Consider the following 13,727-nt stretch of genomic DNA (forward strand, 5'->3'; position numbering starts at 1 on the left):
TATTGCAGGGGTAGCACTAAAGTAGTTTGCGATGCGTACAGAGCCTTCTTTCGGCGTGCCGACAGCGATCCTGAGGATAAGATCGTCACCACTCTGTTCAGCTGCGACGTCAGCTAGTGTGATGCCCTCCTCGAACACCAACTTGTCGAGAGAGCCTGAGGTATCAACAACGTGATCATGGCCATCTCCCAGCCGGTAGATGTAGGTGTCATTGCCTGCGCCACCTTCAAGGCGGTCATCACCTTCGCCGCCAATCAAGGTGTCGTCCCCGGCACCAGCCTTTAGAACATCATCGCCCTGCGCTCCAGAGATCAGATCATTCCCATTAAGACCCCAAAGTGCGTCATCAGATGCACTTCCGGTCATCCAATCAGCCTGTGCAGTTCCTTGAAGAGCCAAGTTTTCCGTTACTTCAGAAGTAGACTGGGCGAATTGAAAACTCTTGTAGGAAGTTCCGCCATCATCGGAATAAGTTAGAGAATAATTGCCGCCATGACGGTTGTTCCAAGCATAGAACGCAAAACTGACATAGCCACTATGGCTGACACTATAAGTGCCAGTCGACGCATCATTCCAGACTTTGCTATTCAGAACCTCATCTTCGTTGATCATTAGCAAAGAGTAGTCGTCAACGACCTCCCGGAATGTATACTGTTTGTCGGCCTCAAGGTAGATTTCACCGCTGAACTTCCGAAGTTGGCCTTCCGCCGTATGTCCCCGTAGGGTCTCTTCTGTCCACGTGCTGTTTGGCTCTCGGTCAGCGGCTATGTCGATCAATGACCGCGGATTTTTGCCCCAAATCCAAACGCCATTATGGGCTTCTGCCACAACATCTTTTACGTGTATGCTGCCGACATCCTCCGCGCGGATTACGCTGTCGAAGGTCCCAAGATCGATGTTCTGGCCATCCTCAAACTGTAGCTTGTCGATGCGGTTTGCAGCCGCATGCCAGTTCTTGATACGGATTGATCCTTCAAGCTCCTCGAGTGGCGTCTTCGGATTATCTGAATCCAGAATGTAGATGAGAAGGTCGTTGCCCACTCTGCGCAGGCTGACGTCATCAAGCGAAAGATCTGACAAATAAATTTGATCCTCGCTACCGCCGCCGTCGCTTATCGTGTCGTGGCCATCACCGCGAGAATAGGTGTAGATGTCATCGCCGGTACCGCCATTCAACGTGTCGTCGCCGATACCACCCACCAACCGATCATTGTGATTGCCGCCATTGAGTGTGTCATTGCCCTCACCGCCGACCAGAGTGTCATGCCAATCGCCCCCGTTGAGAGTGTCGTTGCCTTCCGCACCAATGAGCAGATCCGCACCTCTGGTGCCGGTGAAGGTATCATCGCCATCGCCAAGGTTTTGGAAACGCGCATCGTTGTTCCCTCCTTGGAAAGCATTTAGATGGCCTATCCAAAAGCTGTCACCATCTTCAAAAGCGATACGTTCGATGCGATTGCCCCCGGTGTTCCCTCCTTGGAAAGCATCTAGATTGCCTATCCAATGGCTACCGATAATCTGGATGGGATTGCTCGCGGTGTTCCATCCTTTGATTGTAATTGACCCATCCAGAGCTGGAAGGCCAAGTTCTGCTGCTTGTGATGCATCTACACCGTTTTCCAGAAAGAAACCGATTTTCAGGTCAGTTCCCTGAAGGGTGATGTTCAGATCTTCAATCCGAATACCCTTGCCGAAACGCAGTGTATCACCGCCATCGGCGGAACTACCACTGTCCGTGATGATATCGTGGCCATCGCCGCGGCTGTAGACATATGTATCATCGCCTTTTCCGCCTTTGAGGGTGTCTTTCCCCTGGCCGCCGACAAGCGTGTCATCTTTGGTGCCGGCTGTAAGAACATCATCCCCTTTGCCTCCGAACACAGCCGTATTGTCGCCAGCTGCCAATACATCGTTACCTTCACTGCCGACAACGACTTCTGCCGTGTTTGTTGTGAGATCAAAACCATGAGCCCCGAAAGACATACGCAAATCGTCTTCTTTGACAATTGGCATGACAGAGACATCATGATTGTTGGTATGGCCGTGGCTGTTGCCAACCGCGCGATGTTCTGCAGACTGAGAAAGCTCGGCGACAAGGTTTGCTCGGCTGTTGGGTTTCTCCGAGAGTTCATTGAGATGTTCTTGGAGTTCTGCGAGTGTTGGCTCACGTCCAAACGCATTTTGGTATGCGCGCGCCACAAAGCCCGCATCGGTCAAGGTACCATAACGTACAGAAAACTCTGTCGACGACAGCAAATCCCTGGCGAGCTCCACCAAGTTAAGTTCTCCCGACGTCGTATATTGCACCAAGGTTTCGACTTCTACACGCTCCATGTCACGGTCAAAAACGCTGTCATATAGTTTCGCCGCTTCCGCGAGAAGGCGTGCACGCCCGGCTTCATCAAATTGCTGAATGAAATGAGAAGACGACCCGTCCCTCACGCTAGTCATCTCCCAGGTCTCAATACCCTGAGCGTTAACCTTGTGCTCAACCGTGATGCGAGGTTGTGTAAGCGAACCGCTCACACCATTATCCCATGAGTAACTGCCATTGCCCGTTACTGAGCGTGTCAGTGTTTCCGTAAGGCCTCCTCGTTCGACAGTTGTTACAAGGCCGTCTGCGGAAGTTGTAGTGACGCTGCTTCCTCCACCTCGCGCGGTCTCTGTTACAATACGCTGACCGTCGGCCGCCATTTCAGTGACACGAACCAGATCAGCGCGACCGTCTCCGTCGAAGTCAAAGACTTCTTCTAGCTTGCGTTCGTCACCGCTCACGGTGTCGACAAAGCGCGATGTCAACTCACCTAAGTCATCAAAGCGCGCTGTGGTTGTTGTGGCGCTGCCATCCTCATTGAAGGAACGATCAATCTTCGTGATGCTATCAATCTCGCCGTCCCCATTGCTATCCGTTTGGGTGGTCGACGTGTATCCATTGACCGAAGTGGTTGTCGTACTTTTTAAAACCAGCTCACCTGTGGTGGTGCGTTCTTCAAAAACACTGACTTCTTGACCAGCGTCGTCATAGGAAACGCTTGTGGTGCGGAAGATATCAACGGAACCATCTCCATCCACGTCCAGATGTTCGGTTTCTTTGGTTCCATTCGCGGTGCGGGCCAGCGTAATGATGGCCTTCGCTTCTCCGTGTGCAGAAAGGTCTTTGTAAGTGGTCGTTTCCGTACCGTTGAGATCGGTTACTGAGCGAAGCTCAAGGTCAGCCTGACCATCACCATCCATGTCAATGCGAGTGACTTGCTCACGCCCGTCTGCGCTGGTAGTGGTAGTGGTTTCCTGCCTCAGGACTCCTTCGGACATTTCCCTCAAGGTTTCCGTCGCCCCGCCAGAAGTGCCCGTTTTGACAAGAGACTCGCGGTCAACTTTCCCATCGCCGTCAAGATCAACCGCGCTTGTAACGACCAGGCCATCGCCACTGGTTGTTTGAGTTGCTGACGCCTTTCCTCCGGAGCCGGATGTGGTCCAAGTTTCTACTGTTGCACCGTCATTGGAGAAAGCTGTGGTCTTGAGGGTGACACTTTCAAACTTTCCATCTCCGTCAAGATCAAGAGATGCTCGCGTTGTCAGACCATTATCGGAGCTGCGGTATTCTTCCTGGGCCAGTAAGCTATTATTACCTGCTTTGTGGGTGATGGTTTTGACCTTGCTGCCATCTGTGCCAAGCGTGGTCTCGTTGAGCACGGTCCGGTCTGTCTTGCCGTCGCCATTGAGGTCATGCTCAACTTTGAAAGCAAGGCCATTGCCGTGTTCTGTTGATGTGGTCTTGGACAGAAGCTGTCCCGCCTCATCATAATAGGCAGAAGTCTGAATTGTAGAACCATCAGCGCGGACCTTCGTGGTGGCTACATGGTCGTTTTTGCCATTGCCATCTGCATCAAATTGCCGTGTGCTGGTAGTTCCTGATCCGTTGACGGTATCGATGGCTTTGGAGATCAGCTTGCCGCTTCCAGAGGATACCATTGATGTGGTTGTAACGCTGCCATCAGACGCGATGGTTTTGTTCAGGGTTTCCTGCTGATCAATCTTGCCATCACCGTCCAAGTCGGCTCTGCGCGTTTCATAGAGTCCATTGTCACTTACGGTGGTGATGGTCTTCTTGCTCAAAGAGCCGTTTCTGCCCGTTTGCACCTCAATGGTGGTTTGTGAGCCATCTGAATTTAAATGGCGCGTGGTTTCAGAACTTGTCTCAAATACACCGTTGCCATCCCGATCGCTGTACGAAACCGAGGAAAGCTCATCAGCGCTCACTTCTGTCCGGTTCTGGCTGAGTGTTATGCCAGCCGTGTTGAGAGACTGGACCGTTCTCTTGGTGGCGCCATCCTCCCCAACAACCTCTGTGATGCTGAGATCTGTTCGGCCATCCCCGTTCAAATCTGAATGGGTTACGGTGCGCCTTTCATTTGCGCTCAGGGTTTGCGTGGTTTTCTCGCGCAAGGCCCCTTCTGCATCCCGAAGTTCGGTGGAGGTTACAATTGAACCATCGGCGCGTAGCTCTTTTCGCGTGCTCTCTACGAGGTCAAAAGTGCCATCTCCGTCGGTGTCACGTTTGATCGTGGTTTCAAGACCATCATCAGACGTCGTTGTGCGACTCCGGCTTAAGAGGGAGCCATCTGTGCTATGGCTCTCAACGGTTCTGGTTACCCCACCATCTGTGTCCAGTGTGCTCTTGTCGGAGATGACCCGTTCAAAAACACCGTCGCCATCCGCGTCGCTTTTGGTGGTCACCTCAAGGCCGTCGTCACTCACGGTCACTTCGGTAGCGCTGCGCACAGAGCCATTTCCGTTCTTGACCTCTGACTTTGTTGTTTTGCTTCCATCGGCATTCAGCACCACTTCGGTATCGGCCACCTGATCGTCCTGGCCATCTCCATCAAGGTCTCTGGCGGTCGAGATCATCAGCCCATTGGCGCTGGTGGTTGTGGTGGTCTTGCTCAGTACCGTCCCGATGGCTGTGGTTGCGGTTTGTGTGACAGTCTTTGTGCCATCTGCCTGCTCTTCGGACACTGTGACCAGATCTGCATGCCCGTCCCCATCCACATCAGATGTCACTGTACTGGTGCGCCGGTCGGCGGAAACCTCGGTCACAACTCGAGACAGCAAGCTGCCTGCCTTTTCTGCGAAAACGGACAGCTCACGGGTTGTGGCCCCATCCGCGTCTTTTACCAGATGGTCGACGGTGCGTTTTTCAAACCGGCCATCCCCATCCCGATCCGTCTGGGTAGTTGTTGTCAGTCCGTCAGAACTTGTTGAGGTGACAACGTTGCTCCGAAGCGAACCATCCTGATTGCGGGCGGTCACCGTACGTGTTGAAATGCCATCTGCCCCACCTTCCGTAACATCGGTAATGGACACATCAATGTCCCCATCTCCATCAATGTCCCGGTTCGTAACGGTTTTGAGACCATCTTTAGAGGTCGTGGAAACACTCTTGGATTGGACAGATCCATCCGCATTTCGTGTCCATGCCGTCTCAACTCGCTCCTGAGTTGTAGAGTTGGTCACGACTGAAGACACAAGCTCGTTTGCCTCAAGGCTCCCGTTCAGGTCGAGGTCCACAAAGCGCTCGTGGGTGACCTTGTCTGCGCCAAGAACTTGCTTTTCGTAGCTGCGCAAAGAGCCATCACCGTTTTCTGAGCGCATTACCGTTTCGCGAGTGCCATCTGCAAGGAGGGTAACCTGCTCGGTTTCGCGCAGGTCCACGTCCCCATCCCCATCAAGATCGCTCTCAGCCGTTTTGCTTAAGGTATCTGCGGATTGTGTGGTGGTCACGCTGGAGCGCAGGGATCCGTCAGCGTTCTTCACCTCGAGCGTGGAGGTCGAGCTGCCGTCAGCTGCCACTACTATGCTGAGTTCTTCTTGGACATCTGCTCGACCGTCTCCATCAAGATCACGAGAGATCGTCTTCTGCCGCCCATCAGCACTCACCTCCTGCAGGACATGATCGCGTATTGAGCCGTCCCGATTGGTTGTCGTCATGCTCTCTGTGCGCGACTGATCATTTGCCACCGTCACACGATGGGTCACCGTTTCATCAGCATGCCCGTCTCCATCAAGGTCAGCGGCGTCAATGCGCAAAGACCCATCTGCAGAAACTGTTTCAAAACGGCTTCGGATCACCGAGCCATCTTGCGTCAGATCGCTTACCGTGATGGTCAGGGTGCCATCGTCTGCCGTCTCACGTGCCTCACGTTGGCTAAACCAGCCACCGCCTGTAAGATCACGCTCAATAATCACAGTGCTTCCATCGGCGCTGCGCTCGGTTACAACCGTCCGTCGCAACACTGCGGTATCTGCATCGCTGCCCAGGGACAGGGTTTCGGTTTCAACCTGACTGCCGTCAGCCCGACGGGTTGTATTGATGGTCTGGATGCGATCAATGACCCCGTCGCCGTCGTCGTCATAACGCAGAAGTTTGGACAAGCCATCTTCAGAGGTTTGTGAGAAGATGCGATACGCAATTTCGCCACCAAGTGCATAGGCGGTAATCGTCAGCAGCCGCGTTCCGTTGGCCTCAATCCGCTCCTCTTGCTCCACCCGGTGCCCCAGATTCTCCGAGGCCAGCGTCAAATCCCCCAATGTGCCTGTTGTTCCGTCTGTGCGGGTAAAGACAGCGCGCCCGCTGATTGACGACCCGTCGGCGAGTTCCGTATGGCTGGCATCCGCTGTCAGGCCTATGGACTTGATACCAAGGTCTGCTAGGGTTTTCGAGGTATGAGAGCCATCCGCATTGGTCACCAGCACTTTGAACTTGTCGAACTGCGCATCCGCCGCGCTCAAGACCCCGTCCCCATTGCTGTCGAATACAGCGGCGAGCGCCTCAAGATCGCTCGTTGACGTGGGATCCCATTCGGTGAAGATGAATTGACGCTTTTCTGTAATGGCGTCCCGTCCATCTGGGTCAAAAAACAGGATGCCATCTCCTGCACCAGCCCAAGCGGTGCGGTGCAAGAAACCATCGCCACCGGTATCCATGAAAACGTCAGATTTGGTGAGCTCGGTCACTTCCAGACCATTGCCGTTGAGATCCAGTAACACTGGCTTTATGTTGTGAACGCGCAGTCCGGCGGCCACATAGGTGTGCAACCCTTCAACAGTAAAGTTGTAGACGGTGTGGAGCCCCGGCTCTTCTGCAATGCGTTCAATGGCTTTCAAGGAACCATCAGCCTGCACCACCATATCCCCGGAAGAGAGCTCACCGATCGGCCGGAAGCTGCCATCTGCCATTAGATATGGGTGCTCTGGTGTCACCAGCGTGCCATCCACATTCAAAACGCGGCGCTTACCATGAACAAAAAGGTCTGTTACCTCGCGCGGCTCAAGCACCCCAAGGCCGTCGAACGCCATAACCTTGTCTTCAAGGGCAATTTCGGAGATTGGTTTTTCAGTCCCATCTGCCAGCAGGATCAATGTATTGCTGGCAAAACAGCTCATATTGTCCCTAAAGCTGGTTTCACGAGAACCTATATCGGGCTTGGAGCGAGGAGTTGTCCCGATGTAAGAATCGTTATCATCAGGTCTTGAGCGGTCAGGTGTAGTGTTGTCCCCGTCTTTATTCTTGTTTCGGTTGGGCTTTGGAGTCGGAACCGGCGGGTCGTGTCGACCCGGATCGCTTCTATCAGATGGATCAGGTTTGGGAACTGGAGTTCTGACGTGGTCACGACCAGTGTCTTTTGAGGGTGTCTTGGAAAAGTTATCCTTAGTGTCCCCAACGTCGGGCCAAGAGATGTCGCCAAGCGGCTTGTTCCATACTGGATCGAGAGGATCGTCAAGCTTGTCTAAAGTGCCCGGAAGTCTCGCATCGCGGGCGTTGAAATCATCTTCCAATACAGAGAAAGCGTCTGAAACCCGATCATTTGCACGCCGTGCATCTTCCAAGACAGAAAAAGCGTCTGCAATCCGATCATTCACAGGCTTCGCATCACGGGAGTTGAGACCATTGGAAACATTATCCACACCGGTCTTGGTGTGTGTTCGGCCATCAGCTTGCCTGCCTTCGTGGTCCAGGCCTGTCAGGGGGTAGTTATTGCCCGTATTGGGGGAGTTCTTGGCACCATAGTAGCCGGTAGTGTACGGGTTGAAGCCTTTCGGCGGCGGAGGCACCCGATCTGGATCGACCATCCAGTCAAACCCTGCTTCAACGTATATCTCTCCATACTGTCCACCAACGTAAGCACCAATAGCGACCGCTCCCACAACCGCGACCGTAGTGAGCGCTACAGGAGCACCTAGAGCTACTGCACCCGCACCAACTACCCATGCAGCAGCACTTCCACCCAGCTCTGCGCCCACAATAGCGCCGCCTGCCCCAGCGACTTCTCTGGCAAACGCTTCGCCACCCTTGTTGTAACCGTCTACGAGTTCCCCCGCTTCTGAGACGACAGTAACCGCACGTCCCGTAACTTTTAGGGCAGTTTTACCGACTGTCCCGGGATTCAGGTAGGTGTTGATTGCATATTCTTTACCAGCCATGTAAGCGCCGACCCCGGCAAAGTAGTCGAATGAACTAGAGGCGCTTGAGGCTGCAGGATAACCATTGGTGTAACTATAGGAATAATTATTCATTATCGCCGCCCGCTATTTTCTTCAAATTCCAAACAATCAAACCAAACATCACCGAAGAAAGGAAAAAAAGCATATAAGTTATTAGAGAAAAAAAATAAAAATGCATCCATCCAACTCTTGGCCCTGGCGTGGTTATCATTCCATTCTCGCAATAAAAAGTCCCACAGCAAACAATGAAAGATCCAATAAATATCATGAAAAGTGCAAGATAAAATGGATATGAACGGTTGAGTTTGTCGAAGTGATGAAAAGATCGATATAAGAATGTAAGCAAAAACAAAAATGGAAGTAAGCCAAAGAATATCAACCAAGAGAAGTTCGTCGCATACTTAAACTTCCATGCGTGCTCAGGTAAGCCGCAGGCCTGAAGTGCCGCGACATTTTTTTCTATTGCAGGAAACCCAAAGTCAAGACTCATGATAAAATCATGGAATACATTGAGTCCAAAAAGATCAACTGCCAAGAACAGAGACACAAACAGAACGCCGGTGAAAACAAAAAAGTAGTTTAGAAGGTTTATTCGTTTTGTTTTCATGCTTACTTTACCATACATTCGTGGGGCATCCTCGTGCCCAAACCTGCTATCTTGCCCTTAGAGCGCTGTTGTTGGGCCTGCATTGCAACAGGCATCCCTACATACTCATTTCGCTGCTTAAACCAATAGAGGACGACAGCCAATCCCAAACAAACCCACCGTGAGCTTTACAAGGTATTGGTTTGAGCTGCAAACTTGAAATTGAGTGCATCCAAAACCAACTGGTTGCATCCAGGCCCGACGCAAAGCCCTCGCATCTCCATTGCCGATCGCTTTGAGAAGAGAGTCGGCTCTCTCCCCGATTCCCGCCGTAAATTCACTTCACGAGAAACGTTATCTCCTGTTATTTTTCGGTGCATGGGCTGTTGAAGAGCGGGCGAGCGCCAGTTAAAAAAACGTTAAATATCAACGGACTAAAGACCCCTGCCCTGCTGCCTGAGGCGGTTCGTTAAGAGGCGGGGCGGCGGGTTAAGGTTTCGTTAACCAAAGCGCCGTTGACTTCAAAGCCAGAAGTGCTGATTATTTCTTGAATTCCTGTTTATTCAAAAAATTCGGATCATTTGAGAAATGGCAGTCAGCGCATCAGAACACGGCCTCATGCTTTCACAGATGAAGGCAGACCACAAGGCGTTGTCCAGCACGCTGGCCGCCCTTGCCCAGTCTCAGTTCCCGCCTAAAGCGCAGAAGATACTGCGCAAGTTTCCGGCGTCTGAAGCGGCAAGCTATCTGGGTATCACCCCGCGCTATCTGGCGCTTTCTGCCGACGAAATGGGCCTTGAGATTGCCAAGATCGGCCGCGGCGAACGCCGGTTCTACTCTTTGGAGCAGATGAACCAGATCCGCCGCTATCTTGCGGAAAAGGCGGGAGATGATGCGGCCAAGGCGCTGAACTACGACCCGCGCCGCCGGGAAGGCGATGATCTGCAGATCTTCGCCTGCTCCAACTTCAAGGGCGGCTCCGCCAAGACCTGCACTTCCGTGCATCTGGCCCAGTATCTGGCCCTGCAAGGCTATCGTATCTTGCTGGTGGATCTGGACCCGCAGGGCTCTGCCTCCTCCATGCTGGGTGTGGTGCCAGAGCTGGTGGCCGAAGACGAGAGCCTTTACGCCGCCATTCGCTATCAGGACCCGCGGCCGCTGCGGGAGGTGGTGCAAAAAACCTATTTTGACAATCTGGACCTTGCGGTGGGCAGCCCGTTCCTGACCGAGTGGGAGTTTTTTGCCCCGCACTACGCCACCCTCGCCGGCCAGGAAGAGCCCGGCATTCGCAACCGCATTGCCGACATTGAAGACGAGCGCAAGCAAAAGGGCATTTCCAACGCCCGCCTGCGCGAGCTGGAGGATGAGCTGGCCCGTGAAAACGCGGCGCTTTCTGACTGTTTGCAGCGCAAGCTGTATTTCACCCGCTTGCAGCTGGCCTTTGAAAATGTGGAGCCGGATTACGACGTCATCATCTGTGACACGCCGCCCAGCCTTGGGTATCTGTCCAATGCCGCTTCGTTTGCCGCGGACCACCTTTTGGTGACCATCCACCCGCAATGGATCGACTGCGAGTCCATGGCCCAGTATCTGGCCACCTCCATTGCCCATAACGAGTTTTTTGAGGAAACGGTTGCCAAGCAGCTGGGCCCGGAATATCTGGCGCCCAAGAGCCTGCAGTATCTCATCACCCGCCATGACAACACCAGCCGGCCGGAAACGGATGTGGTGACCATGCTGCGCAGTCAGCTGCAGAACGTGCTGACCAACACCATGTTGCGCAGCTCGGCCATTGCAGAGGCAGGCAACGTGCAGCAGACCCTTTATGAAGCCGACCGGACCAACTTTAACGGCAAGACCTATGACCGGGCGCTGGACTCGGTGAACAAGGTAAACGGCGAGATTGAAGACCTGCTCAAGGCCTATTGGGGACGCTCATGAACGACAAGCGCAAACAGAACAAGAGCAAGCTCAGCGCCATCATGACCGGCAACAACGCCGCCATGGCGCGCTCCGGCCCCGCCGTGGAGCCGGAAGACGTGCGCCCGAAGCCACGGGAGAAAAGCGCCGTTGGCCGGTTGGGGGCCGCGCTTCATTCCCTCACCGAGCAGCGCACGGAGCCGGTGGACCCGAGCCTTGTAATCAAGAACCTGGACGCCAAGCTGCTGCTGCCGTCGCTGGCGCTGGACCGCGCTTTTGAGCTGGTGGACGAGGAGCTGGACACCTTGGTGGAGAGCATTCGCCAGAACGGCCAGCAGGTGCCGGTGCTGGTGCGCCCTCACCCGGACCGCGCCGGGTACTATCAGATTGCCTATGGCCACCGCCGGGTGAAGGCCTGCCAGCAGTTGGACATTGCCGTGCGGGCCGTCGTGGAAGAGATGAGCGATGAGCAACTTGTTATCGCTCAAGGCAAGGAAAACGAAGAACGCAAAAACCTGACCTACATTCAGCAATGCTTCTTTGCCGCCGAGCTTTCCAAGACGTTTACCCGCGATGTGGTGGCCGCCGCCGTGGGCGCAGGCGACAAGACGCGGGTGTCTAAACTCACCAGCATCATCCGCCGGGTTCCGGTGGATCTTATTGAATCCATTGGCTCTGCGCCGGGCATTGGCCGGGTGAAGTGGGAAGCGCTCGCCAAGGCTTGTGAGGAGGAAAAACTCCCTGCCCGCTTGCGCAAGAGCGTGGCCAGCCTGAAGGCCTCCGGCAAGTGGGAGGCCATGGCGAGTGCCGATCGGTTCGCGTGGTTGCACGATCTGGCTCTCTCTACAGAGGTCACTGACGGGGAGTTATCCCCCTCCCCCAATGAGGAAGTAAACTCACGCCTGAAGGCTGGCTCTGGCAAGGCCGTGGTGTTGAAGGCAGCGGACGGCAAGCCGCTGGTGGAAGCGCGCGGCACGCGCACCTTCAAGATTGTTTGGCAGGATGAAGCCCGCGCGGCGGCGTTCTCCAGCTTCTTGAGTGGCAAGATGGAAGCGCTCTTGAAAGAGTTTGAGAAAGAACACACGAACGCCGGTAAGACCGAAAGGGACACGCCATGAGGTAGGCTGGAAAAAATTAGGCCCTGCAGACGGCAATCTGCAAGGCCTGAATTCAAGAGGCATTCAGAGCCGCAACTCCGAAGTACCCGACTAGCACTCTCACCGTACTTCGATGCGCCGACAAAATCAATCGCCTTCACGCGGAGGCGAATCGATTTATTGCGCCCTGCCCTCTGAACCGCTGGAAACATGTGGAGCACGTCATCAAACGTGCGTTTTAAACGCGTCTTCGAACGGGACGTGGGAGGGTTTTGCTATGCAAAATTCAACGGGTGTGGCTTCATTCCGCAAGCTGACCCCTGCCATGATGCGCGCACAGCAGTTGGCGCTGGCCAATGACATTGTTGAAACCAGCAAGGGCGAAGTGGCCATGGCTTTGAAGAAGGCCGCCCCTGCCCTGGGCATCGACGGCACTTGCTATCACATCCTGGACATTCTCATTGGCTTGACGGTGGCAGACGACTGGCGCCCGAACCGCAAGCCCATTGTGGCCATTTCCAATGAGAAGCTCGCTGAATATGTGTGCCGCTCCAAGCGCACCGTCATGCGCTGTCTCAAGCGGCTGGTTGAAGCGGGTGTGATGGCCTATCGCGACAGCCCAACAGGGCGGCGCTATGTTCACCGCGGCGAGTTTCACAAGGGCAAGCTGGGGGAGATTGAGCGCGGCTTCGGGTTTGACTTTTCACCGGCGCGCCAGCGTGTTGCCGAGTTGAAGGAGCTGGGCGAAGCGTTTGCGCGGCGCTTAAAGCAGGAAAAAGACGCCCGCCGTACGGTGAACCGGTTGCTGCGTTCCATTGAAGACATGGCCGTTCTGGCGGCAAACGAAGGCTTGGACTTTTCTGAGGTGTTGCACGCGGTCAATCAGGCCAAGGATGCGCCCATGCCCATTGTTCAAAAAGCAGACGTAATGCAGGGCCTCTATGAAATGGCACTGGGCGCGTTTGCAGCTCAAGAGGCTGAGTGTGATGCGAATGCCTGTTCTTCTTTTGAAGAAACGCCACCCGCGGGTGACATTTGCGACACCCCTTATAATAATACAAACCCTCAATCTCTTGAAAATATTAGTATGAAACGGAGATCGGCTCACGCCGATCAATCAAATCATGAAGATCCCGACAAAGCCGGGATCAAACGGGCTTTTGAAAAAGCGCCTAGCCGCAAGGTTTGGGCCAAGCCCTCTGAGCCTTCCCAGGAAGACAAGCTGCAAAACATTTCAGTTGGACTTCTCAAAACGGCGCTAACAGAACTTCAGGTGACGCTTGGGGTGGAGTTCAATCGCTGGCAGGATGTGACGGCTCACACCACGGAGATGGCGCTGCTCATTGGCTTGTCTCAAGCCGGACTGGCTGAAGCTGAAAAGCGGGCAGGGGGCTATGTGGCGGCCGCGGTGTTGGCAACCACCGCCGAAAAGGCGCTGCGCGATCCGGAGTTGATCTCCAGCCCAGGCGGGTACTTCCGCGCCTGTATTGACCGGGCGATGGATGGTGAGCTGGCCTTGCACAAATCTCTGTTTGGCCTGGCAAACGGCGCTTGAACGCGTGCATCAAAACCGGCGAGGGGTGCACGCGTGCACCATTCCGCAAAAAGACCATATAAAACAA

Annotated in this window: 5 protein-coding genes; 3 read left to right on the forward strand and 2 right to left on the reverse strand. The window is 54.3% G+C overall.

Features of this window, described 5'->3' with window-relative positions; genetic code table 11:
* A partial coding sequence (locus tag PUV47_RS18695; protein ID WP_274220123.1) for a DUF4214 domain-containing protein occupies positions 1-8,574 on the reverse strand: 8,574 nt, incomplete at its 3' end.
* Positions 8,567-9,127 carry a hypothetical protein gene (locus tag PUV47_RS18700; protein WP_274220124.1) on the reverse strand — a complete coding sequence of 187 codons (561 nt, stop codon included), beginning with the start codon at positions 9,125-9,127 and terminating at the stop codon, positions 8,567-8,569. The genes PUV47_RS18695 and PUV47_RS18700, both read right to left, overlap by 8 nt.
* Positions 9,128-9,676: 549 nt before the next feature.
* On the opposite strand from PUV47_RS18700, the gene PUV47_RS18705 reads away from it, so the two are divergent.
* The 3 genes from PUV47_RS18705 (at position 9,677) to repC (ending at position 13,660) form a co-directional block, all read left to right on the forward strand.
* Positions 9,677-11,029, forward strand: coding sequence for an AAA family ATPase (locus tag PUV47_RS18705; protein ID WP_274220125.1), 1,353 nt, complete (start codon positions 9,677-9,679; stop codon positions 11,027-11,029).
* Complete coding sequence (repB, locus tag PUV47_RS18710; protein WP_274220126.1) at positions 11,026-12,126, forward strand: plasmid partitioning protein RepB; 1,101 nt, start codon at positions 11,026-11,028, stop codon at positions 12,124-12,126. Before PUV47_RS18705 ends, repB begins: the two co-directional genes overlap by 4 nt.
* A gap of 256 nt (positions 12,127-12,382) precedes the next feature.
* The gene (gene repC / locus PUV47_RS18715; protein ID WP_274220127.1) at positions 12,383-13,660 is read left to right on the forward strand and encodes a plasmid replication protein RepC; all 1,278 of its coding nucleotides are present in this window, start codon (positions 12,383-12,385) and stop codon (positions 13,658-13,660) included.
* Positions 13,661-13,727 lie beyond the last annotated feature (67 nt).

This window comes from Pseudovibrio exalbescens (assembly GCF_028737195.1).
Classification (GTDB): Bacteria; Pseudomonadota; Alphaproteobacteria; order Rhizobiales; family Stappiaceae; genus Pseudovibrio; species Pseudovibrio zosterae.

Coding starts and splice junctions, on each gene's coding strand:
- repB (WP_274220126.1), top strand. CDS start 11,026: ATGAACGACAAGCGCAAACAGAACAAGAGCAAGCTCAGCGCCATCATG.
- PUV47_RS18700 (WP_274220124.1), bottom strand. CDS start 9,127: ATGTATGGTAAAGTAAGCATGAAAACAAAACGAATAAACCTTCTAAAC.
- PUV47_RS18705 (WP_274220125.1), top strand. CDS start 9,677: ATGGCAGTCAGCGCATCAGAACACGGCCTCATGCTTTCACAGATGAAG.
- repC (WP_274220127.1), top strand. CDS start 12,383: ATGCAAAATTCAACGGGTGTGGCTTCATTCCGCAAGCTGACCCCTGCC.